This window comes from Halanaerobium praevalens DSM 2228 (genome assembly GCF_000165465.1).
Lineage (GTDB): Bacteria > Bacillota > Halanaerobiia > Halanaerobiales > Halanaerobiaceae > Halanaerobium > Halanaerobium praevalens.
In genome coordinates this window covers 361731-385627 of record NC_017455.1, presented here as the reverse complement: position 1 = coordinate 385627, position 23897 = coordinate 361731, and the positions used below count along the sequence as shown (strand labels likewise).

The window sequence follows — 23897 nt, the reverse complement described above, 5'->3', positions numbered from 1 at the left end:
TGATGTAAATCACTAATTATTTTTAATATATCTGATAATTCATTTTTATTTTGAGCTTCAAAAATATATTCATTTAAATTCAAATCCTAAAAATCAAAAATAATAATTTCAAACTTGAAAAATAAAAACATTACCTACTTTTGCTTATAATGAATTATTTCGTTATAATAGATAACAAAAAAATGCTATTATAAAAATATCTTCTATTGTACTTTTCACTAGCTCATTTAAGACTTTTTATACATATCCTAAATTTTCCGCATTAGCTACTCGTTTTTTTACATTTCCATAATAATTTATTTTTAACTTAAATTGCAATGTTAAAATTTCAAAATAATCCGTGAAACTATTTGTTAATGCAATGTCATATAATAATTGCTCGCTATAATTTAATTCATTATCATATATAATATCTTTAAAAATGGGTATATAACTATTCACTTAATTTTTTGTTTTTAATAAAACTATAATGAATCTAGTACTAATGAAATTTCTCTGCGTGTTTTAATTTATCATAATGTTCTTTATCTCTATATTTAAAGACTTTAGCAGGATGGCCTCCAGCAATAGCATAATCAGGAATGTCAGATACTACAACACTTCCTGCCTGAATAATTGCACCTTCACCAATAGTAACTCCTCCTAATATAACAACCCGACTCCCCAACCAAACATTATCCTTAATCAAAACATCTTTGCAAATATATGTATCATCATATGGAATTTTATCTCCATGATCATAATTATGAATCTGTGTTATCATTAAACATTCTTTTCCGGAATGAAAATTATTGCCTATTCTAACTTGCCCTCCTCCGGAAATGCTCATGCCATTAAAATTAACATTATTACCTAAAATAGTATTTTTACTTACATTAGAATAAAAATTCACTTTAAGATGATCACCAACTGCTCTAGCAGTTATTTTCACTCTAAAATTATAATATTTTTTCATCAACTTTCTTAAAGCACTTTTAATTTTTCTTGCGAAAAAAAACAATATTTTTATCATCAATTCACCAACTTTTATTTTAAATAAAAATCACTTTAATAAATTTTATATTCCACTAAAAAAATAATCTTTATTATAATTCTGCTCAAAATCATCTTCTTTAATAAACTCAGTTAATTCTTCAGCATTTTCAGCAAATTTAACTATATCATTTTCTATTAAATATTCCATATATTCCACACCAGGAAGATCAAGTAATATCGTCTTACAATTAAGGGTTAGCCCTTCAAAGATCGAAGTGGAATATACTCCAATTTGATATTCAGAACCTGCAAGTAATTGATATAAATTAATATCATTATTATCTATTATTCTAAAATTATCTAATTCAACAGCTTTATTTAAAATTTCATAATCTTGCTGCCAGCGATCATACTCACCAGGATGAAGTTTATAAATAACTTTATAGTTTTTATTGCCTTTTGCAAATTCATAAGCTATTTCTGTTAGTTTATTAGCAATAGTGCCCTGTGACATAAATAAAACTTGATTATTAATCTTAGAATAATCTCTATATTCTACAAGTCTTTTTTCTAAATAAGGAAATCCGAAAATTACCAATTCGGAGGGGTCTAATGGTAAAGGAGTTGAATCTGCCCAATACTGACCAAATAAATAGATTTGATCAGGAAAATAAGGGATATCAGAACATTTTGGAAAACTATACCCTAAATGATATTTATTTATAATTCCATGTTGAATTTCAATTGAAGTAACATCATTAATTTTGCAGGCTTCTATAAGAGCTTCAGAACCATAGGATACTACTAAAAAGACTTTTTTAGGCTTTCTTTTTTTTAATAACTTATTAAAATATTTAACTTCATTTTTAAAATGAGTAATTTTAAATTCAACTTTTTCCAGTAATTCAATTTTTAAATCAAACCTTTTTTTGAGTTCTTCCTCGATTCTTTTTATAAATTTCTTATCATCATCATTAATCTTTAATGGTAATATTTCTCTTTTTAAATAGTTAATAATTGAAAAATGTTCAAAATAACTTCGGTTTAAAGAAGGATTTTTATAATGTTTACGAAGATATGGTTTATCAATAATTTCATATTTATCTTTTCCCCAGTCAGCAATTATATAGTGGGTATATTTATCTATATATTCTTCATTTACTTTGACTTTTCTCGGGTGTTCAAATACTAAATAATCTTTTTGACTATTCCTTTTTAAAGCTCCATATAAATGAGTATTTATTAAAGCTCTAGGTAAGTATAATATTTTATCTATAAATTTAGGGCCCGGATTTGTATGAGCCTGCCCATATATATTTTTCTCTTTTAATATTTCCTGTGTTAAATCAAACCTAATAAGTTTCCAAAAATAAACTCCATTTATCTTTTTTTTTAATAAATTGAATTTTTCTTCTAAATTAAATATTTTATCACATAATTGTTTTTCTTTTAATTTATTCACTTTTATATACACCTAACTATTCTTTTAACTTTTATAAAAATATTGATTATCAATTTTTTAAAACAATTTTTCTAAAAAATATCCCCAACCGAGTCCATTTCATAACACTAATTACTTTTAATTACAAAATAATATAATACAATAGCAAAGATTATTAGCTTTATTATAAGTAAAATAGCAAAATTATTTATGAAATTAAACAAGAATAAATATAACCCAATAATAAATAAAAGAATAACAAAATCAATTAAAATATTTTTTAAGTTAATAACATTTTCTTTAATAATAAACTTCGAATTAATATAATGAAAAATAAATAGAATCATATAAGATATAAGAGTAGTATACGCTGCAGCAACATAACCGAATTTAGGGATTAACCAGTAATTCAATCCAATATTTATTAATCCAGCCAATAAAGTTGCAGTAGATATTAATAAAGTTTTTTTTCTATAAAAAGAATAATTACCAAATAAAGTATATAAAAACACAAATACAAAACTTATAATAATTACTGGAACTATTTTCAAAGCACTATAATATCTTTCATCAGCAAGTATTATTACAATTTCTCTTGAAAATAAAATCAATGAAATTGCTGCCATAAAAATATATTTCGAATAAGTAACCGCCAATTCATCTATTTCCTTAAAATTATTTTCCTTTAAATTATGATAGAAAATAGGTAACCAGGCTTTATTCATTGCCATAACAACTACATTCATAATCATACCTATATTATAAGCAAAAGAATAAAGTCCTGTATCTAAAGAACCAGTTAACTGATTAATGGCAATCCTATCAAAATAAGAAAGTATGAAACCTGATAATGAATGTGGTATTAAAGGTATACCAAACACCAAAGAATATTTGACATATTTAAATTTAAATTTTGGTTTACCTAATTTAATAAAATAAATAACAGCGATTATAAATCCAATTCCACTAACAACTAAGTATCCATATATCTTACCAAAATATTTTTGGTCAGAAAGTAAATAAACCCAAACAATTGAAATGATAAGTATTAATACGCTTTTACTAACTGATATTAATGAATATTTATCACTCTGTTTACTTGTCTGTAAATATGACAAAAATATTTTAATAGGTATATTAAAAATCGCAATAATAATAGCAATAATAAAAATATTAACTTCTATTTTTATTAAAGATGAAATTTCGTTTTTATATAAATTAATTAAGTATAAAGAAATTATATTAAAAAATAATAAAAACAAAATATTACTACTTATAAATTCACCAAATTCCTTATTTTCTTCGTGATAATATCTATTAACAGCTCCATGAAAATTCAATCCTAATAATATAGTTGAAATAGATATTACGGAAGTAAATATAGCTAATATTCCATATTCATCAGGAGTTAACAAACGAGTAAAAATCGGCACTGAAATAAAACCTAATGCTTTAGTAAAAAAAGTAGCTGTCATATAATTTTTAGCATGCTTAATAAACTCAATATTTTCAATGCCAATTATTTTTTTTAAAAAAACCAAAATATTTTTCTTATATATTTTCATTTTAATAAACTCTCTTCATAAAACTATTCATTCCAAATTGGGTTTTTTAATTCCCAGCTACCTAAATCATTTTTTCGAAATAAATCTTTATTATAAAATTTATCAACTATCTCCCAAAATTCTTTTCTTGAGTATCCAGCAAATTCAATAAAATCTTCAACAGTCTTAGGATCTAAATTATGATCATGTTTCTTAACCAATTCAATTGCTTTCTCACGATTTATCATGCCATATCTTACTAATCTAGAAGCAAAATCAGTTGCAAATTGATGTCCAAACTTTGGATATTTTAACCATGGATGAACTAAATATGCCCTACTATCTATCTGATCAAAATTTTCAATATGATGTGTTCTATCCCATTCATGTGTTAAATCTTTAAATCCATATTTTTTAGCAATGTTATAATTTTTTAAGCTATTCCATTTAATATAATAACTTAAATATATAGGATTCAATTCAGCTTTTTTAATGTCTTCTTTATCAGGTGCTTTCAATAAATTTAAAGACTTTTCATCTATACCTAAATTAATTAATTCCTTCCATGGGATTTCTTCAGCAACACCATTATATATTTGATTTATCGCAGAAGGAGTTTCATCTTTTTGGTTGCCCCCATATTCATAACTTACATTTTCTCCATATATAATAAAAGGTATATCAAATTTTATAGCCATATGTAAAGGATAAGTATATATTAATCTATCAATATACCATGTTGGTTTCCCATACTCTTCAAACATATAGCGAGTTACTTTTTTTTGATTTTTAATATTTGGTTTTAAACTAATAATATCACAACCAAAGCTCTCTGATATGTTTTTAATATTATGTTCACCAGCTTCAGTCATTGGAAAATTATCTTCTACAGAAATTAACAACGGATTCATACCTAGTTTTTCTTTCATGATATATGTTTGAAAATGACTATCTTTACCGCCACTCACCGCAATTATGCAATCATAATCATTACCATCTTTATTTTTATATCTATTGGTAACTTCCTTCAATTCTTCCCAGCGCTTATTCCAATCGATTTGCTTTCTTTTTTCATAATTAACACATGCTTGACAAACACCATCTTCATTAAAATGAATACCTGGTCTAGTATCAGGCATTACACATTTTTTGCAGTATCTCATAATTAATACCCCTTTATTTTCTAATTTTATTTAAAATTAAACTAGCTAATTTAAAATCTATAATATCATCAACATCAATAGATTCTCTTTTACTCATGATGTATGCATAAGAGTTATTAAAATAAAAATCATTATACTTTTTATAGTAGTCAACTTCAGCTAAATAAATAGCTCCATTCAGTCTATAATAAGTAGGCAAATCCTGTCTTCTTATGTTTTCTTTATGATTTAAAAAATTATCCATTGATAATGATTCATCTAAAGTATTACTCCATAAAGGATTGTGATCGGTCTTACAAACACCCACTATTGAATTAGCATCTTTCTCCTTCAACAAAGAATAAGCCCCTTTAATATTCTCAACTGTTCTAAGTGGTGAAGTAGGCTGTAATAACATAAAATAGTTATATTCCCCATTTTTTTGTTGCATTTTATCTATAGCATGTAAAACAACGTCGGAAGTTGCAGATTCATCAGTTGCTAGTCTTTGGGGCCTAATAAAAGGAACTTCAGCTCCAGCTTTTTCAGAAATTTCAGCATATTTTTCAGAATCAGTTGACACAATAATATTAGAAAATATTTTACTTTCCAATGCAGTTTCAATTGTATAATTTATCATTGGCTTTCCATTAAGATTTTTAATATTTTTATCTTTTAAGCCTTTAGATCCACTCCTTGCAGGAATGATTGCTAGAATTTTATCTTGCATTATATTTCAACCTCAATATCATAAAATTTCTTTTTTAAATCTATCTTATTATTTAATATAAATTCTTCAATAACTCTCATTATTTCAGCAGAAGTATTTTCCTTCTCATAAGGATTGTTTATTTTATCAAAATTATTTTTTAAATAATAATCATCTATTTTTTTTAATGCCGATAAAATATCATTCTTCTCATTTTGACAATCAAAAACTGATTCAGCTCTAATTCTCCCTTTTTGACGATCCCCAATATTTATTGATGGAGTATTTAGACTTGGCGCTTCTATAATCCCACTTGAAGAATTACCTATTAGAGCAAAAGTATTTTTTAATAGACTCAAGTAATTTTCGGTGCTTAAAGAAGAAAATGCATATGAATTGTTTTTTTCACTAACATAATTATCAATCATCTGGTTAATAATTCTACCATCAGTATCAGAATTACCTTTAATAAAAACTTTGGAAATATTTTTATCATATTTATCAACTACTTTTAATAATTCTTTAAAATTATGTTTGGCAGTCTTATTTTCTAAAGTAACAGGATGAAAAACAATTAATATATATTTTTTGCTTAAACTTATATTTAATTCTTTTTCAAGTTCTTTTTTAGATAATAAATCTGAATTTAAAATATTTTCCACACCAAGAGCACCTACATTAAAAACTCTTTCTGGATTTTCTCCAAGTTGAATAACCCTCTTTCTATATTCTTCAGTTGAAGTAAAATGTAAATAACTCATTTTGGTCATACTGTGACGAAAAGAATCATCAAAAGCACCTTCAGTAAGTTCTCCACCATGTAAATGAGCCAAAGGTATATTACCGACTGAAGCAGCTGCCGCAGCAGAGAAAGTCTCATACCTGTCACCAAGAATAATAATTAAATCAGGATTTAATCTTTGATAAGATTCTGAAAAACTAATCAAAGCCAATCCCATTGATTTACTTACCCCAACAGAAGTATCAGAACTTAATAAAATTTCAACTTTTTCATCAATCTGAAATCCATCAGATTCTATATTTTTATATGTAAGTCCAAACTCAGGTGATAAATGCATTCCAGTAACAATTAATTGTAATTTGAAGTCTGGATTCTCATCAATTTTCTTAATAATTGGTCTCAAAAGACCGTATTCGGCTCTGGTTCCAGTTACCACACATATTTTCTTTTTGGTCATAATTCAATCAACTCATCAAAAGTGAAGTCTCGTTTTGCTTTTTTACCTAAAATATTAGGCCACCGCATGGGGTTAATTCCATTACCAGGTCTTTTTATAGTTAAATTAGCCTCAGTAAATAATTCCCCTTTTTCAATATCTTTAGATGCCACTATACTTTTTCGAGCTATATCCTTGTTTTTAGATTCAGATTTAGAAGGCTTTTTAATTCCATTACCAAGAGCATTTTCAATATTTCTAATCGCATCAACCATATTTTTTAATTCTTCTGGCTCTAAACTTGCTTTATGATCTGGACCCGCCATAGAATTATCAAGAGTAAAATGCTTTTCAATAACCCCTGCACCTAATGTTACTGCAGCCGTTGGAACTTCAATCCCTTTAGTATGGTCAGAATATCCAACATCAACTTTAAAAGCTTCTTTAATGGTTAACATTGCCCTTAAATTAACATCCCTCATTGGAGTTGGATATTCAGTATTGCAATGCAAAACTGTAATATCCTTTGATCCATTTTGCTTTAATAAATCTAACGCTGCTTCAATTTCAGATAAATTAGCCATCCCAGTTGACATAATAATTTTTTGTTTAAGTTGGGCAATTTTCTCAAGATAAGGATAATTTGTTATTTCACCAGACGGAATTTTCCAGATATCTAATCCAATTTCATTTAATAAATCTATGCTGTCAAGATCAAAAGGAGATGACATAAATTGAATTCCCTTTTGATCACAATAGTCTTTTAAAAGTTGAAAATCTTTAGTTTTAAGTTCTAATTTTTTCAGCATTTCATACTGGCTTTTTTCGGGTGTTGTTTTATTTTGATAATCAGCCTTTTTAGCTGTTTTTGATGCCAATTTATCAGCAGTAAAAGTTTGAAACTTAACAGCATCCACACCAGCCCAGTCAGCTTTATCTATTAATTTCTTTGCTAATTCAATACTACCATTATGATTAACACCAGCTTCAGCAATTATAAAAGTGTTCATAATCAATATCTCTCCCTACATGGAATTCCATAAGCTGTAACATTATCTTTTATATCATTTAAGACAACACTACCTGCACCAATTTTAACATTTTCACCAATATTAATACCCTGAATAACAGAACTCCCCATACCAATCCAGCTTTTTCTCCCTACTTTAACATTACCTGCTAAAACAGTATTGGGAGAAATATGAACAAAGCTCTCAATATGATTATCATGTTCAATAATACTTGATGTGTTGATTATACAATGAGCCTCTATTTTAGCAGAGCTATTAATTACAGCATTTGCCATAATTGCTGTTCCTTCACCAATCCCAACCCCTTCAGCTAATATTGCATCTGGATGAACAGCAGTATAATATTTTAGCTCATATTTGTTTGCAATCTTTTCCCGTATTTCATTATTCCCAATAGCAATTATAAAATAGTAATCTTCTTTTTTTAAGGTATTAATCTTTTCTATCGTTCCGATTAAAGGAATACCTTGATAAATAGCTTCTTCTTTAGTATATTTATCATCCAAAAAACCTTCAATCACTGGATTCTCTTTTAGAATCTTTTTTCTTTTAATAATAATATCTGCAATAACTTTTGCATGCCCACCAGCACCAATAATTATTATCTTTTTCATCGCCAAACACCTTAAACTTTATATTCTTTTAACATATCTACAACTTGATACACTTCATCTTCAGTAAGGTTTGTGCTGCAAGGAATATTTATTAAATTATCAACATAATATTTTGCTTTATCAATTTTATATGATTCACAACTCTGATATGGTTTTTGATCGCTTATTAATCCCCAGAGAGGTCTTGCCTGAATACCAACTTCATTTAACTTATTTAATAATTGGTCTCTATCAATACCATATTCCTCTTCATTAACAACTACAGAATAGAACCAGTAATTTGGTCTTGTGTTGGTATTGAAAGGTAATAGTTCTAGCCCATCAATTTTATCTATTTCTTTTTTATATAATTCATAATTTTTCTTTTTAACTTTTATAAAATCTTCAAGCCGATCTATTTGTTCTGTACCAAAAGCAGCTGCAATATTTGTTAATCTATAATTATAGCCTATTTCGTCATGTTTGTAATATAAAGGATCAGTTTTTGCCTGCACAGCAAGAAATCTGGCCTTTTCTATAATCTCATCATTATTTGAAATAAGCATACCTCCGCCACCAGTCGTTAATATCTTATTAGCATTAAAAGAAAGTACTCCAATATCACCAATTGTTCCAGTATGTTTACCTTGATACTCACCTACATTATAAAAAGATCCAAGAGATTCTGCAGCATCTTCTACAACTTTTAAATCATATTCATCCGCTATTTCTATTACTCTTTCCATATCAATAGGATTTCCAAAAACATTAACTATAGTTAAAGCTTTAATAATATTACCCGAGTTTTTATTTAACAAACCGTCTTCAGTCTGTTCACAGTTTTTCTCTAAAAACTCTTCTAATTTATCTAAATCAATATTTAAACTATCATCACAATCCATAAAAACTGGTTTTGCACCAAGATATGTAATTGGATTAACAGTAGCAATAAAAGTAACTGTAGGAACTATTACTTCATCACCAGCTTCTACTCCTAAAATTTGAAAAGCAAGATGCAACGCAGCAGTGCCACTTTGAACTCCAACAGCTTCATCAACACCAACATAATCTGCTACTTTTTCTTCAAATTCAGTTATAAATTTACCTCCAGTAGAAACCCATCCAGTTTCAATACATTCTTTAACATTATCTAAAATATCAATTGATAAGTTAGGAACCGAAAGAGGAATATTCAAATTCTTATTCATTCTAATTCTCCTAGTTATTATATTCAGCTTCTTTATATGTTGTAACTAACTTTTTAAGTTGTTTTTTTAAGTTAATTCTGTCAAAGTTATTTAAATAAATGTTCAGTTCATTTAATCCTTTTTCTAAATCTAAATCTTCTCTTCTGATCTGAGAGATATAAATTTTATCATTCTCAGTTTTCTGACAGCTATCTATATCATATAAAAGTTCTTCATAAAGTTTTTCTCCAGGTCTAAGGCCCGTAATTTTAATGTCAATATCTTTGCCTACTCTCAGACCGGATAGTTCAATCATTTTCTCTGCCAGATCCATGATTTTAATTGGTTTGCCCATATCTAGTACAAATACTTCTCCACCCTGGCCTATATAGCCAGCTTCCAAAACAAGTTGAGCAGCTTCTGGAATTGTCATAAAATAGCGGGTTACTTCTTCATGGGTTACTGTTAAATCCTTACCCTCTTTTATTAAAGATTTAAATAATGGTACAACACTACCATTACTTCCTAAAACATTTCCAAATCTAACTGCCATATACATAGTTTTAGAATTTTTATTTATATTTTCTAAAATAATTTCTGATAAGCGTTTCGTTGCTCCCATAACATTAGTTGGGTTAACCGCTTTATCTGTAGAAATCAAAACAAACTTTTCTACCTGATATTTATCTGCCATCTCTAGCAAATTTTTAGATCCAAAAACATTATTATTTACAGCTTCTTCTATGTTTTTTTCCATTAATGGAACATGTTTATGAGCTGCTGCATGATAAACTAAATCAGGTTTATATTCTTTAAACAAAAACTCTAATTTATCTTTTTCTCTAATATTTGCTATTTCAAAATTAATTTCAACTTCATAATGTCTTTCTAAAAATAATTTTAAAAAATATAAGTCATTTTCATTTATATCTAATATTATTAATTCTTTTGGATTATATTTAACAATCTGCCTGCATAATTCACTGCCAATAGATCCTGCAGCGCCTGTTACTAATACTTTTTTATTATTTATGTATTTATTAATATTCTCATTGTTAATCTGTATTGATTCTCTCCCCAGTAAATCCTCCACCTGCACTTCTCTTAACTGCTTAGTAAAAGGTTCACCTTTTAAGAGTTCTTCTACTGTAGGAAGAACTTTTATTTCAATATTTTTATCAAAAGTTTTTAAGTTATCATAAATTTTATTTAATCCTTGATGATTAATTTCAGTAGTTGCAACAATAACTTCATTTATATCAAATTCATCAATATATTTATTTATATTATCGTGGTGATCTAATATTTCATAGCCATCAATTTCATTTCCATGCTTTGAAGAATCTGCATCTAAAAAGCCAATTACATTATAGTCATATTTATGTCCGTTATTTGTTATTTCTTTTAAGACATGCTTGCCGGCACTACCAGCACCTACAATTAAAACATTTTTCATAAAATCACCTAAATTTCTATATAATTAAAAAGTTATAGATAATAATAATATTCAATATACATAAGCATATAGGAATAACCTGAATTTCCCTACACATAAAAAAATAGTTTTTTAAATACAAACTCATCCCAACAAGTCCATACTTAAAAAACTATATCTCATCCCCCGCAAACCCTTATCACAACTATCCTCTCCCACCTCAACACAGTATCCACTGTGTTGCAGCCAAAGTGTACTGCTAAAAAAATAGCCTGAAGGCTGATCCTGCATATGGTTTTAAAGCTCTTTAAACCTCTAACTCAGTTTGTCTTACCCATATGAAAACCCTGGTTTCACAGATCCTCATACATATTCAACTGTCAACTTGCCTGAGTTAGGATTATATTTTGTGACATCGGATGTCATTTTACAGATAACACTTCTATTTCGCTCACATTCTTTATTTTATAACATTATTCATAATACATCAACTAATTAGAGTAGCTAATTTTGTCGAATACTAAAGTAAAACTTTTCAGTTAACAATTATTGTGACATCGGCTGTCATTTAATCTCTTTTTCTTTATATGTTTTAATTAACTGATAAATTTAATTCTGCAATAAACCACTGAATATATTTGCAGAACCTTGCTCAGATCAATTTTCTGTTTATATTTCAACTGATGTGTTCAATTCCTTAACAACTTTTATTATAATACACTCTCGCCTTAAAATCAATTAATATTTCTCTGTTTTTTGTCGAATTAACTTGAATTTTATTGACACAAGTTCGTTTTGTGATATATTATACTTGAGTTAAACTAATATTTAAGTTTAATTGATAATCAGCAAAATTTAAAGTATAATTAGTTTAAGTTGGAGGTGTCAAAATGAAGGATATTACTGTTTCAAAAGCAAATTTTGAAGAAATTATCAAAGATGATTTTATTTATGTAGATAAAACCAAATTTTTATATCAAATTGTAAATAGTAAAGAACCATATTTTTTCCTTTCTCGCCCCCGCCGCTTTGGCAAAACCCTTTTTGTTGATACTATGGAAAAATTCTACCAGGGCAAAAAAGAACTTTTTAATGACCTTTATATTTCAAATCAAGATTTAAATTGGGATAAATATCCTATTATTAGATTGGATTTTAATGAAATAATTTCTCAAACTACCGAACAATTAAAAATTGTCTTAGGCGAAAAAATTGCTGATTATGCTAATGAGTATAATCTTGACCTGACCTCAACTTATGTACCAACTAGATTTAATAAATTAATTAAAAAAATCTTTAAAAAAACTAATAAAAAAGTTGTCTTATTAATTGACGAATATGATAAACCAATATTATCTCATTTAAGTGGTATTGAAAGTTCTAAAAATAAAATTGAAATTGCTTTAGAGAATCAAGAATTTTTAAAACTATTTTATGACAATCTTAAACCACTTGAACCCTATCTAGAAAAGGTTTTTATAACAGGAGTAACTAAGTTTAGTAAGCTATCAATATTTTCTACTCTAAATAATCTAATTGAACTTGATCAAAAAGTGAAATTTGCTGAAATAATGGGTTATACAGAAGAAGAATTGGATAAATATTTCAAACCATATTTTGCTAAACTAGCAGAAAAAAAGAATTTAAGTATTCCAGAATGCAGAAAAAAGTTCAAGCAAATGTATAATGGTTTTCGTTTTACAGAAAAAGATAGTAAAGTTTATAACCCTTTTTCAGTTGGCAATGCTTTAGTAAATTTGGATTTTGATAATTACTGGTTTGAAAGTGGTACTCCGACTTTTTTAATTGACTTAATTAAAAGCCATAACTTCGACATCAGCAGTTTAGAAAGTGTAGTAATTGGAAAAAATGAAATTAAGGCTTATGATATTGAAAATCTTGAAATAGTGCCACTACTTTTCCAAACTGGCTATTTAACAATTAAAGGAATTAAAAGTAAAGAGCTATACAAAATGGGATATCCAAATCAAGAAGTAGAAAATGGATTTACTCTAAATTTAGCAAAATCATTTTCTCAAAACAAAATTACAGTTCCGGTTGTACACCGAATAAAAAAAGCATTAATCAATAAAAATCTTGAAGAATTTATTGAACAGATAAAATCTATATTTGCCAGTCTGATAAATATTAATATCCCAAAATCTCTTCAAAATAGAGAAGCTTATTACAACAGTCTTTTTTATCTGATAACTACTCTATTAACAGATAACAATTTAAATGTTTACTCAGAAGTCCTAAGCTCTGAAGGAAGAATAGATTGTACAATTGCAACTGAAACGGATATTTATATTATTGAATTCAAGGCAAATCAGGATGCTGAAAAAGCTCTGCAGCAGATAAAAGATAAAAATTATGCTGAAAAATTTAAAATTAAAGATAAAAAATTAGTTTTGATCAGCATCAATTTTGACACCAAAAAAAGAAATATACAGGATATTAAAATAGAAGAAATAGATTAAATTAGAGCAGATATTCCTGCTCTTTTTTTATGCATTTTATTTAAAATATAATTTTTCTTGCTAAAGAGCCTGCTTTTCAGATTCTTAAATATATAGTCCTAATCTGAGAATATCAATAAAAATATCAAACTAATTGTATTGATCTAAATAAGATTTAATATTTAGAACAAATTCTAAATAATAAAAAAACCGCCCAATTAAGGACGGTAAAACAAGGAGTAAAGTATCTATACTTTTAATTTATGTCAGAGCTGCTCTCTGCAGCAGCTTAAAAAAGGGGATAACACTTTCTTTCTCTTAGCTTAACTACATAATAACAGTCCAAAATTAGAAAAACTTTAGAGCAACATTAAAAGCAAATTAAAAAAGATTAATCTAATCTATTTTTAAATATTAAATTTTATCTACTAGCAAGCTATAATCTAGTATTTTAAAATATTCTAACTAAAATTTAAGCCTTAACTTTAAATTTAAAGAGAAAATTTTTCAATCGAACTATCCATTATATCTTGGGTAATGCCTATATAATCTAAGGTTATACTAGGAGAAGAATGGTTAAAAATTTTCTGCAGCAGAGCTACATCTTTATTCTTTTTATAATGATGATAGCCAAAAGTTTTGCGGGTAGAATGACAGCCGATACTTTCCAGACCAGCTTTACGCCCCGCCTCACTAAAAATCCTATAAGCTTGAAAACGAGATAAAGGTTTATTCTGACCAATTCTACTCTGAAATAAATATTCTTCTGCTGCCATTGCTTTAATATAAGCTTCCAACTCCTGCCGCAGCTTAGAATTGATCAAAAATCGTTTATTTTTAGAAGTCTTCTGTTCTTTTAAAACAATATGACTTTGGTTGCGGATATCTTGAACTTTCAGATTTAACATATCACTAATTCTCAAACCGGTATTAATTCCAAGTACAAAAAGAATATAATTACGATAGCTCTGTTTTAAGAGTATATTTTTCATTTCTTCAATTTTTGCTTTATCTCTAATGGGCTCTACTTTATTCATTTCTACCCCTTTCTCCAAGACTATTTTTAGAATTTAATTATTACTTTTTCCATTTAAAAAATTTATTAATCTTATTATATCATTTTTAAGAAGAAATTTTAAGTTATTTTTCCAATATTATCTAATTAAGCTAAAAATAAAGCTGCCTGAGTCTGGCAGCAGTCAATCTTTATTTGATTCCAAATTTATAACCAATTCCCCAGACAGTCTGCACATAATTACCCACTTCTGCCCCTAATTTATTTCGAATCGATTTAATATGGGTATCAACTGTTCTAATCCCACCAAAATAATCGAAATCCCAGACCAACTCTAATAGTTTTTCTCGACTAAAAACAGTTTTCGGAGAAGAAGCCAGCTGCCAGAGTAAATCAAATTCTTTAGGTGCTAAAGCAATTTCTTCTTTTTTTACCTTAACTAATCTTTGCTCTTTATTAATTATTAAATCGGGAAAACTAAGCTCATTTTGGTCTTGATCATTATTAATTCTTTTTAAAACGTTTTTAACCCGCAAAACTAATTCTTTAGGACTAAATGGTTTAGTTACATAATCATCTGCTCCTAACTCAAGCCCTTTAATTCTATCATTTTCACGATTTTTAGCACTCAAAATTATAATCGGTATTTTGTTATGGGGCTTTAATTGACGGCAAATATCTAAACCATTTTTTTTAGGCAGCATTAAATCTAAAATTATAATATCTATCTCTAAATTGTTAATTTTTTCTAAACCTTTTTGCCCATCATGAGCCACAAAAACTTCAAAATTTTCATAATTAAAATAATCTCTTAAAATTTTAGTTATTTGCAGATCATCATCTATGATTAAAATCTTTTTTTTATCCATTAGAGTCTTCACCTCTCTTCAACTAATTTATCAAATTTATGTGATGAAAATATGATCAAATTAAAAAATATTAACTTTTAAGCAATTTAATCTACTTTATTTGGCAGTATAAAACTAAAAGTAGAGCCCTCGCCAACTTGGCTTTTTAAAGCTAATTTTCCTTGGTGTTCTTGGATTATCTGCTTAACTATTGCTAAGCCCAGACCACTACTTCTTTCACCAGGAGTCCTAGCTTTATCTATTTTATAAAAACGCTCCCAAATATTTTTTTGTTCTGCTTTAGGAATTCCAATGCCATTATCTGATACTGAAATTTTAATCTTTTCAGCCATTTGCAAGGCCTTTAACTTTATTTTTCCTTTTTTAGCTGAATATTTAACACTATTTGTTAATAAATTAATTAAAACCTGCCTTATTTTTTCTCGATTAGCATAAAGCTCTAAATCAGCTTCAAATTCAAATTCTAAACTCTGTTCTTCTTTTTTTATATTATCAAAAAATATTTCTAAATCCTGAAAAAGAGTTTTTACTTTTATTTTTTCTTTGTTTAATTCAACCCCACCAGAATCAATTTCAGCTAAAGTTAAAGTTTCATCTATTAAATGAGCTAAACTATTGCTTTCTTTTAAAATCATTTTTAAATATTCCTTTTGTTGAGCCTCATTTTCTATAATTCCATCTAAAAGTATTTCAGCTGAGCCTTTGATTGAAGTTAAAGGACTTTTTAGTTCATGTGAAACATTAGCCACAAACTCTCGCTGTAATTTTTCAAAGCGATATCTTTCACTAATATCATGAAAAATTGCTACTCCACCCCAAAATTGATCATCCTGCAGTTTAATCTCAGTTAAATGAACTAAATAATATTCTTTTGTTTTTTCTCTACTAATTACTAATTGTTTACTAGCAAAGCTTTCAGAAGCTATAATTTGCTTAAAATTTTCTTTTACTTCTGAATCCAAATTAACTTCAGTTATCTTCTCCCCTTGCAAATCAGCTTTAAAATCAAATATTTCTGCTGCTGCCTTATTTGTCAAGATAATTTCACCTAAATGATTTACAGCAATAATTCCCTCTGCCATACCTGATAATACATATTTTAACTTATTTTTTTCTTCAGCTAAGCTCTCAATAGTCTGTTTTAATTTCTGAGACATTAAATTAATACTTTCGGAAAGAATCTTTACTTCTTGGCTAGCTCCTTTTTCTTTGATTTCCACTTTTTTACCATATTTACCTTGACTTATTTGGGAAGCTACCAGCCCCATATTATGTAATGGTTTAGCTAAAGAACGAGAAAAATAATAAGAAATAAAAAGTATAAAAAATAGTGCAAATAGTGAAATAGAGAGCATAATTTTAAATACATGTTCTATTATAGAGTTTATTTCTTCAACTGGAGTAAAAACCAATAAAGCAGCTATTACTTCTCCCTGATATTTAACAGGCAGACCGACAAACTGCATTGTGATTTCAAAATCATCACTATTAATTTCACGAGCAATTGAATTACCAGCAAAAATAGTTTCATACCCTGAAAAAACTTTTTTTTCATCAAAAGAATAGGGATAACTATATTCTAAAACTCCTTTTTCATTTACAAGCCAAGCGTGACCTTCATTTAATTGACCAATTATACTAAGCCAGTTTACAATTTCTTGTTTATTATTTTCTATTTTTGATTCAGCTAAATAATCAATCACTGCATTGCTATTTTTATGAATCTGAGCCTCTTTTTGTTCAATAAAAAATGTTTTAAAATAAGTAATTACTGAAAATCCAAAAATTAAAACAACAATCATAGTAATTATTAAAAATCTAAAAATTAGTTTAGTAAAAAAACTATCTTTTTCTAAATTAAATTTCATTTTTAACTCACCTTAATCCAGGAATAATCAATTTTTGGCCTTCATAAATCAGACTTATATTTTTTAAATTATTAGCCTGCATAATTTTTTTAACTGAAACTGAAAATTTATTGGCAATTAAATAAAGATAATCTCCTTTTTGAATTCGATAAAAATAATTATTACCAACTTTAGAAACAGCTATAATTCGATTAGCTTTAACTTTTTCAATAATCTCTTTTTCCTGTAAATATTCTTTAAAAATTTGATCAAGCCGACCTGAATTTTTAATTTTTTTAGCCTGGGCCAGCTTTTTGAACCCATCTCCCCCTTGAGCTAAAGAATCATTAGTTGCAATTAAATAATATTTATTTTCTTTTAGAGGCTTGGAATTAACTAAAACTTTTAAAATCTTATTTGCTGCTCCCTCAATTTCTGCAAAAATAATTTTGATTCCACTTAATTGAGGAAAAAAGCTAGCATTCTCAGGGTATTTTGAAATTGAATGCTCTAATACTTCAACTAATTTTGAACCTTTTATTTCTTTTATTATTATTTCATCTTGAGCCGGTAGAGCTCTTTTTATATCTCGCATACTAATTAAGCCTTTAGCAATTGAAGCATTAATTGTTCTGCTATTAATGATTACTGCTTCAGCCTTTGTTTTAGCTAAAACTGCATCAGTGATTAAACAGCCCAAATTACTTTCACTATTTCTAATATGGTTTTCTTGACCATTTAAAAATATAACTGTACTGCCAATAATCATGTCTTTTTCTTTTTCACTCTTTTTTTCTATTTCTTCTTTTAATTTCATGATTTGTTCATCATCTTCTAAATTAATTGATTCCCCATTTAATTCAATTTTTTTATCAACAGCTGCAGCTGCTGAAATTGTATTTGCAGTTAAGATAGTTAAAAAAACTAAACAAATAATTAACTTTTTCAAAATTATCATTCTCCTTTATCTCAAGTCATTTCAGTTCCATATTATATTATATAAATCTTTTAGTCAATTTAAGAACTAAAATTTGATCGAAATAAATTTTAATTAATTTAAATATAATTTCACTAATTAATAAATTTAAATAATAATTCAAACTTTGCTCATACTTTGCTTAAATTTGCTTGCTATTATATTAGTTGCCGGAGGTGATAAAGCCAAACTTGAAAATTAATTTCATTTTTTAATTTCACGATTTAGCTTTCAAAAAATATTTTTTTAAAAAAAACGAAAGGATGATAATTATGAATAACAGAAAAAAAATAATTGCAATTGGTTTAGCAGTCTTAATTATATTTAGTGGGGTAATTTATGCTAAAAACAAAACTGAGGAGCCAGAAACAAACAATAAGTTTGAAATAACTGAAAATATAAATTCTGAGCAATCTGCCAAAGATGAAATTAACAATGAAAAAACAGATACTGATATTGAAGCTGAAACCTTAAATGAAGTAGAAATGCCAAAAGAATTAAAAACTGATCAAGCTGAGGAAGCTGAAATGGAAAATAAAGATCACTCAGCTGCTAAAATTGATTTTGAAAAATTAATGGCAGCTCACCCAGAAACTAAATCTATCTATGAAGAATATAAAGTTGAAAAAGAAAATATTAAAGATGAAGAAAATGAAGCAAAAAAACTAAACGAATTAAAGAAAAATTATTACCCATTTATTATGGATAAAGTTAAAGCAGATTTAGAAGCTTTTGCTAATACTAAAGAATTTAATTTATTACTAGTTAATCAAGAAGCTGTTATTGGCCAAAAATCTGAAAAAGAAATGACAAATATTAAAGATCAAACTGATCAGTTTATAGAATTTATAAAAGCTAAATAAGCTTTGACTTTAATCTCAATTATTATTTAAAATTATGATCAACTCCTAACTAACTTTCAATATATCGCTAAAGGCTCTAGTTTTAAAACTAGAGTCTTTTTTTTAACTTTTTGGTACCTGGTTAAAGTGAAAAAAATAACTTGTACCTGGTACTAATTATGTTATAATAATTTTAAACAGTAAAAGCTAATCTCAAATAGGAGGAGATAAAATGCCTTATTTAGCTGCAGAAGATCGTTATCAAAAAATGAATTATAATTATGTTGGAGACAGCGGACTTAAATTACCAGCTATTTCTTTAGGCCTCTGGCATAACTTTGGCGGAGTTGACAGTTTAGAAAATGCAAGGAAAATGCTGCAAAAAGCTTTTGATTTAGGCATAACTCATTTTGATTTAGCCAATAATTATGGACCTCCAGCTGGTTCAGCTGAGGAAACAATGGGGATTTTGCTGGAAAAGGATTTTAAACCATATCGAGATCAGCTAATTATTTCTTCTAAAGCTGGTTATTATATGTGGCCTGGTCCATATGGAAATTGGGGCTCTCGTAAATATTTAATTTCCAGTATTGATCAAAGTTTAAGTAGAATGGGCCTTGATTATGTAGATATCTTTTATCATCACCGACCTGATCCAGATACACCACTTAAAGAAACAATTGGAGCTTTAAAACAGATTCAAAAACAGGGAAAAGCCTTATATGTTGGAATCTCAAATTATAATGCTCAACAAACTAAAAAAGCAGTAGAAATTGCTGAAAATATGGGAATCGATTTACTTTTAAACCAGTATAACTATTCTATTTTTGATCGTTGGTCTGAAAAAGAAAATCTCTTGGCCAAATTAAAAGAAATGAGCTTAGGCTCGATTATTTATTCTCCTCTAGCGCAAGGATTATTAACTGATAAATATTTAGATGGAATTCCAGCAGATTCGAGAGCTGCTAAAGAAAGTGGCTTTCTTAAAAAAGATAGTATTACTGCTGAAAAATTAAAAAAAGTTGAAAAGCTAAATCAAATTGCAGCTGATCGCAACCAGAGCTTATCTCAAATGGCCTTAGCCTGGGTTCTAGAACAAGGTGCTACTTCAGTTTTAGTGGGAACAAGCAAAGTAGAGCAAATTATTGAAAATGTTGGTAGTTTAAACAATATAAGATTTAATAATGAAGAGCTAGCTGCTATTGAAGCAATTATGGCCAAATAATTGCTTGTTGGTACCTGGTTAAAGTTATTTTTATCACTTAGTTAAAGTAGAAGCCTGACATACCAGCTTTTGTATTCAGCCTTCTACTTATTTTTTTATTTTTCTGTACCCGGTACCAATAAAATTGTTCTCATTATCTGCTCACTTAAAGAAACTATTAACTCTGGAGTCTGATCAATTATTTCAGCTAAAGTTGCTGGCTTATTTATAATTGAAAAATATGAATTAACACCTTCGGCTAAAATTTTATCAGCTTTGGGGCCTAAAGAACCTGCAATAGCAATAACTGGGATTTCTTTTGGGGCAGCAGCATGTGCAACCCCAACTGGTACTTTGCCATTCAGACTTTGGGCATCTAAACAGCCTTCTCCTGTAATTACCAAATCGACATTTTCTAACTTTTTTTCAAAATTAAGAAGCTCAAGTATTATTTTAATTCCAGCTTTCAAATCAGCTTCTAAAAAAGCTAATAAACCAGCTCCTAAGCCTCCTGCCGCTCCAGCTCCAGGAATTTCATTAATGTTTTCCCCTAATTCTTCAATTAACTTCTGATTAAAATAGCGCAGCTTTTGATCAAGTTTTTTAACCATTTTAGAATCAGCACCTTTTTGAGGAGCATAAATATAAGCTGCTCCATTTTGACCAAAAAGTGGATTATCAACATCGCAAGCAGTTAAAATTTCTGTTTTTTCCAGTCGAGGATCTAAGCCCTCTAAATCAATTTTTGCTATCTGATCTAAACTACCACCGCCAAAACCTATCTGCTGACCTGCTGCATTAAGAATTTGAGCACCCAGTGCTTGGGCCATCCCAACTCCAGCATCATTAGTAGCTGAGCCCCCAATTCCAATAATAATTTTTTCAGCTCCCTGATCCAAAGCAGATTTAATTAATTCTCCAGTTCCATAAGTAGTAGTCTTGAGAGGATTTCTTTGGTCTTTAGGCACCAAAAGAAGTCCAGAAGCAGCTGCCATTTCGATCACTGCAGTCTTATTATTACCTAAGAGACCATAAAAAGAATCAACTTTGGCTCCTAAAGGACCTGTCACTTTAGTTTTTATAATCTGGCCTCCAGTAGCATCAACTAAAGCCTGAACTGTTCCCTCTCCTCCATCAGCCATTGGCAGCAGCTCAACTTTAGCTTGGGGAACAGCAATTTTAATCCCTTCTTTAATATTTTCAGCTACCTCTAAAGCAGTCAAAGATCCTTTAAATGAATCAGGAGCAACTAAAATATTCAATTAAATTACCTCCTTAATTAACTTGATTAATTACTTGGCCCTCCATAAATTTTTTAAGATTATGATAAGCAATAGTCATCAAACGTTCTCGCGCTTCTTCAGTCGCCCAAGCTATATGTGGAGTTATAATGGTCTTTTTAGAGTTTAAAAGTGGATTTGAATCTGCCGGCGGCTCAGCTGCTAAAACATCCAAAGCAGCGGCTTTGACTTGAGAATTTTTTAAGGCAGCTGCTAAATCAGCTTCTACAATCAAAGGACCGCGAGCAGTATTAATAATAATTACACCTGCTTTCATCTTTGCAATTGCTTTTTGGTCAATCATTTCTCTTGTTGAATCATTTAAAGGACAATGCAAACTAATTACATCACTTTGAGAATAAAGTTCTTCTAAACTAAGAAATTTTATTTTTTCTGTTTTAATTTCTGGATCATTAATTTTCACTTTTGGATTTGGATCAAAAGCTATTACTTCCATGCCAAAACTCAAAGCTAATGCAGCTGTTCGCTGACCAATATTGCCAAAGCCAACAATCCCCAAAACCTTGTTTTTTAACTCAATTAAAGGATAATCCCAAAAAGATAAATATTTTTTTTCAGTCCAAGCTCCAGCTTTCACCTGCTGATTATGATAGCCAACCTGTTGAGTTAGTTCTAATAATAAAGCAAAAACAAATTGAGCAACAGAATCAGTCCCATAATCAGGAATATTAGTAACTATAATATCATTAGCACTGGCTGCTTTTAAATCAACTATATTATAACCAGTTGATAAAACTCCTATATACTTTAAGTTTTTTAAAGACTCAATTGTTTTACTTTTTAAAGGTGTTTTATTAATTAACAAAATATCTGCTCCCACAGCTCTTTTAATAATTTCAGCTTCGGAAGTACTTTGGTAAATCTCAATTTCTCCTAGTTCTTTTATTTGCTTCCATTTTAAATCCCCTGGAGTTAAAGCATAAGCATCTAAAGCTACAATGTTCATTTTTATAACCTCCAATTTAAAAACAGCCCTCAGCGAGAACTGCTTTTTTAATTAATATTATATCTTATAATCTAAGATAATTTATATCTTGCCTTACCTTCTCTTTTTGACTCATATAATAGCTTATCTACTCTTTGAAAAATTTTTTTTACAGTATCTTTTTGATTTAAACAGCTTAAACCAGCACTAAAACTAATTTTAAAGCCAAGTTCTGTACTTAGATTTTCCATTTCACGGTAATATTTTTCTAAATAAAGTTGAGTCTGATATTCATCTTCATAACTAATAACTGCAAACTCATCTCCACCCCAACGTGCTATTAAGCTTTGAGCTGGCATAAAAGTTTCTAAACGTTGGGAAATTAAAACTAATACCTCATCTCCTTTATCATGACCATAATTATCATTTATATCTTTAAAGTTATCAACATCTATTAAAACCAAAGTAATCTTTTTTTGCAACTGTAACTTCTCTTTAAAAATAGATTTTATCTCTTGGTCAAAAGCCCGCCGATTATATTTTTTAGTTAAAGGATCACGGTGAGCAATATTTTCTAATTTTTGATTAGCAAGTCTTAATTTTTTAGTCAATAATTTCAAATTATCTTTTTCCTGATTATAGGCATCAGAAAACCTTTCTAACATTAGATAAGAAGCATATAAAATTAAAGGGATTTGAATTAAACGATCATAAAACTGAGATTCTTGACTATGAAAAATTATTAAATGAGGATAAAAAAATTCTATACAATAAAGCATTATAAAAATTAAAACTAAGCTAAAAAAAAGAAAATCTCTTACTTTACCTCTTTTAAATAAAAAAGAAATTGCAATTGTAGTTAAGAAAATATAAGCTAAGCTATTATTAGAACTACCTCCAGATTGGAACCAGCCAAAAGGAAAAAATACAAAAATTAAAAACAAAAAATAACTTAATCTAAACTGAAATTGCCTAAAATTTTTCTTTCTACTCAAAACTAAAATAGCTAAAGCCAAAATAGATAGAGCTACCCATTTGAGACTAATCCAAAAACTAAAACCAATTAATGAATTTGTTACTATATTTATTATGGAAATTATTATATTAAAAATCAAAATAGTTTTAAATATTTTTGTTTCTAAGCTAAGTCTCACCTTATCTTTAATTTCCATCTCTATTTCTCCTTAATTTAATTAATCTATTCTTTTTAATATTTTTTCTTAA

20 protein-coding genes are annotated in these 23897 nt (G+C 28.1%); 3 read left to right on the top strand and 17 right to left on the bottom strand.

Annotated elements, in window-relative coordinates:
- Positions 1-481: 481 nt before the first annotated feature.
- The 10 genes from HPRAE_RS01695 to HPRAE_RS01650 all read right to left on the bottom strand — a co-directional run bounded on the left by HPRAE_RS01695 (position 482) and on the right by HPRAE_RS01650 (position 11256).
- Positions 482-1012, bottom strand: a complete 531-nt coding sequence (locus HPRAE_RS01695; RefSeq protein WP_014552522.1) for an acyltransferase — start codon at positions 1010-1012, stop codon at positions 482-484.
- 45 nt (positions 1013-1057) lie between these two features.
- Entirely contained in the window at positions 1058-2437 is a 1380-nt protein-coding gene (locus HPRAE_RS01690) for a hypothetical protein (protein WP_014552521.1), read from the bottom strand.
- Positions 2438-2544: 107 nt separating this feature from the next.
- Complete coding sequence (locus HPRAE_RS01685) at positions 2545-3981, bottom strand: oligosaccharide flippase family protein (RefSeq protein ID WP_014552520.1); 1437 nt, start codon at positions 3979-3981, stop codon at positions 2545-2547.
- Between the two features lie 23 nt (positions 3982-4004).
- Positions 4005-5123 (bottom strand): N-acetyl sugar amidotransferase, encoded by a 1119-nt coding sequence (locus HPRAE_RS01680; protein WP_014552519.1) that lies wholly within the window; start codon positions 5121-5123, stop codon positions 4005-4007.
- A gap of 13 nt (positions 5124-5136) precedes the next feature.
- Complete coding sequence (locus HPRAE_RS01675; protein ID WP_014552518.1) at positions 5137-5832, bottom strand: acylneuraminate cytidylyltransferase family protein; 696 nt, start codon at positions 5830-5832, stop codon at positions 5137-5139.
- On the bottom strand, positions 5832-7010 hold the full coding sequence (neuC, locus tag HPRAE_RS01670) for a UDP-N-acetylglucosamine 2-epimerase (protein WP_014552517.1): 1179 nt from the start codon (positions 7008-7010) through the stop codon (positions 5832-5834). Before neuC ends, HPRAE_RS01675 begins: the two co-directional genes overlap by 1 nt.
- A complete protein-coding gene (gene neuB / locus HPRAE_RS01665; RefSeq protein WP_041606880.1) occupies positions 7007-7999 on the bottom strand; it encodes an N-acetylneuraminate synthase in 993 nt (330 codons plus the stop codon). The genes neuC and neuB overlap by 4 nt, the downstream gene beginning before the upstream one ends.
- Before the next feature lie 2 nt (positions 8000-8001).
- A complete protein-coding gene (locus tag HPRAE_RS01660) occupies positions 8002-8634 on the bottom strand; it encodes an acetyltransferase (protein WP_014552515.1) in 633 nt (210 codons plus the stop codon).
- Between the two features lie 11 nt (positions 8635-8645).
- Complete coding sequence (locus HPRAE_RS01655) at positions 8646-9821, bottom strand: LegC family aminotransferase (RefSeq protein WP_014552514.1); 1176 nt, start codon at positions 9819-9821, stop codon at positions 8646-8648.
- A gap of 10 nt (positions 9822-9831) precedes the next feature.
- Complete coding sequence (locus HPRAE_RS01650; RefSeq protein WP_014552513.1) at positions 9832-11256, bottom strand: polysaccharide biosynthesis protein; 1425 nt, start codon at positions 11254-11256, stop codon at positions 9832-9834.
- An 869-nt stretch (positions 11257-12125) separates the two neighbouring features.
- On the opposite strand from HPRAE_RS01650, the gene HPRAE_RS01645 reads away from it, so the two are divergent.
- Entirely contained in the window at positions 12126-13715 is a 1590-nt protein-coding gene (locus HPRAE_RS01645) for an AAA family ATPase (RefSeq protein ID WP_014552512.1), read from the top strand.
- Between the two features lie 470 nt (positions 13716-14185).
- Here HPRAE_RS01645 and HPRAE_RS01640 read toward each other — a convergent pair whose 3' ends face one another.
- From HPRAE_RS01640 to HPRAE_RS01625, 4 genes are all read right to left on the bottom strand, one after another.
- Positions 14186-14731, bottom strand: a complete 546-nt coding sequence (locus HPRAE_RS01640; protein WP_014552511.1) for a site-specific integrase — start codon at positions 14729-14731, stop codon at positions 14186-14188.
- 169 nt (positions 14732-14900) lie between these two features.
- On the bottom strand, positions 14901-15578 hold the full coding sequence (locus HPRAE_RS01635) for a response regulator transcription factor (protein WP_014552510.1): 678 nt from the start codon (positions 15576-15578) through the stop codon (positions 14901-14903).
- A gap of 86 nt (positions 15579-15664) precedes the next feature.
- On the bottom strand, positions 15665-17446 hold the full coding sequence (locus HPRAE_RS01630; protein ID WP_014552509.1) for a sensor histidine kinase: 1782 nt from the start codon (positions 17444-17446) through the stop codon (positions 15665-15667).
- 7 nt (positions 17447-17453) lie between these two features.
- Complete coding sequence (locus HPRAE_RS01625) at positions 17454-18374, bottom strand: 5'-nucleotidase C-terminal domain-containing protein (protein WP_041606878.1); 921 nt, start codon at positions 18372-18374, stop codon at positions 17454-17456.
- A gap of 299 nt (positions 18375-18673) precedes the next feature.
- Between HPRAE_RS01625 and HPRAE_RS01620 the strand changes: the two genes are divergently transcribed.
- Entirely contained in the window at positions 18674-19264 is a 591-nt protein-coding gene (locus tag HPRAE_RS01620) for a hypothetical protein (protein ID WP_014552508.1), read from the top strand.
- A 211-nt stretch (positions 19265-19475) separates the two neighbouring features.
- Positions 19476-20468 carry an aldo/keto reductase gene (locus HPRAE_RS01615; RefSeq protein WP_014552507.1) on the top strand — a complete coding sequence of 331 codons (993 nt, stop codon included), beginning with the start codon at positions 19476-19478 and terminating at the stop codon, positions 20466-20468.
- A 95-nt stretch (positions 20469-20563) separates the two neighbouring features.
- Here the strand turns inward: HPRAE_RS01615 and HPRAE_RS01610 are convergent, their stop codons facing one another.
- The 3 genes from HPRAE_RS01610 to HPRAE_RS01600 all read right to left on the bottom strand — a co-directional run bounded on the left by HPRAE_RS01610 (position 20564) and on the right by HPRAE_RS01600 (position 23845).
- Positions 20564-21709 (bottom strand): glycerate kinase family protein, encoded by a 1146-nt coding sequence (locus tag HPRAE_RS01610; RefSeq protein ID WP_014552506.1) that lies wholly within the window; start codon positions 21707-21709, stop codon positions 20564-20566.
- 13 nt (positions 21710-21722) lie between these two features.
- Positions 21723-22694, bottom strand: coding sequence for a D-2-hydroxyacid dehydrogenase (locus HPRAE_RS01605; RefSeq protein WP_014552505.1), 972 nt, complete (start codon positions 22692-22694; stop codon positions 21723-21725).
- A 71-nt stretch (positions 22695-22765) separates the two neighbouring features.
- Positions 22766-23845 (bottom strand): GGDEF domain-containing protein, encoded by a 1080-nt coding sequence (locus HPRAE_RS01600; protein ID WP_014552504.1) that lies wholly within the window; start codon positions 23843-23845, stop codon positions 22766-22768.
- Positions 23846-23897 lie beyond the last annotated feature (52 nt).

Excerpts from the sequence above, each read along its gene's own strand:
- neuB (WP_041606880.1), bottom strand. The coding sequence starts at position 7,999 with ATGAACACTTTTATAATTGCTGAAGCTGGTGTTAATCATAATGGTAGT.
- HPRAE_RS01615 (WP_014552507.1), top strand. The coding sequence starts at position 19,476 with ATGCCTTATTTAGCTGCAGAAGATCGTTATCAAAAAATGAATTATAAT.
- HPRAE_RS01640 (WP_014552511.1), bottom strand. The coding sequence starts at position 14,731 with ATGAATAAAGTAGAGCCCATTAGAGATAAAGCAAAAATTGAAGAAATG.
- HPRAE_RS01630 (WP_014552509.1), bottom strand. The coding sequence starts at position 17,446 with ATGAAATTTAATTTAGAAAAAGATAGTTTTTTTACTAAACTAATTTTT.
- HPRAE_RS01620 (WP_014552508.1), top strand. The coding sequence starts at position 18,674 with ATGAATAACAGAAAAAAAATAATTGCAATTGGTTTAGCAGTCTTAATT.
- HPRAE_RS01605 (WP_014552505.1), bottom strand. The coding sequence starts at position 22,694 with ATGAACATTGTAGCTTTAGATGCTTATGCTTTAACTCCAGGGGATTTA.
- HPRAE_RS01635 (WP_014552510.1), bottom strand. The coding sequence starts at position 15,578 with ATGGATAAAAAAAAGATTTTAATCATAGATGATGATCTGCAAATAACT.
- neuC (WP_014552517.1), bottom strand. The coding sequence starts at position 7,010 with ATGACCAAAAAGAAAATATGTGTGGTAACTGGAACCAGAGCCGAATAC.
- HPRAE_RS01695 (WP_014552522.1), bottom strand. The coding sequence starts at position 1,012 with ATGATAAAAATATTGTTTTTTTTCGCAAGAAAAATTAAAAGTGCTTTA.
- HPRAE_RS01600 (WP_014552504.1), bottom strand. The coding sequence starts at position 23,845 with ATGGAAATTAAAGATAAGGTGAGACTTAGCTTAGAAACAAAAATATTT.
- HPRAE_RS01660 (WP_014552515.1), bottom strand. The coding sequence starts at position 8,634 with ATGAAAAAGATAATAATTATTGGTGCTGGTGGGCATGCAAAAGTTATT.
- HPRAE_RS01685 (WP_014552520.1), bottom strand. The coding sequence starts at position 3,981 with ATGAAAATATATAAGAAAAATATTTTGGTTTTTTTAAAAAAAATAATT.
- HPRAE_RS01680 (WP_014552519.1), bottom strand. The coding sequence starts at position 5,123 with ATGAGATACTGCAAAAAATGTGTAATGCCTGATACTAGACCAGGTATT.
- HPRAE_RS01645 (WP_014552512.1), top strand. The coding sequence starts at position 12,126 with ATGAAGGATATTACTGTTTCAAAAGCAAATTTTGAAGAAATTATCAAA.
- HPRAE_RS01675 (WP_014552518.1), bottom strand. The coding sequence starts at position 5,832 with ATGCAAGATAAAATTCTAGCAATCATTCCTGCAAGGAGTGGATCTAAA.
- HPRAE_RS01655 (WP_014552514.1), bottom strand. The coding sequence starts at position 9,821 with ATGAATAAGAATTTGAATATTCCTCTTTCGGTTCCTAACTTATCAATT.
- HPRAE_RS01650 (WP_014552513.1), bottom strand. The coding sequence starts at position 11,256 with ATGAAAAATGTTTTAATTGTAGGTGCTGGTAGTGCCGGCAAGCATGTC.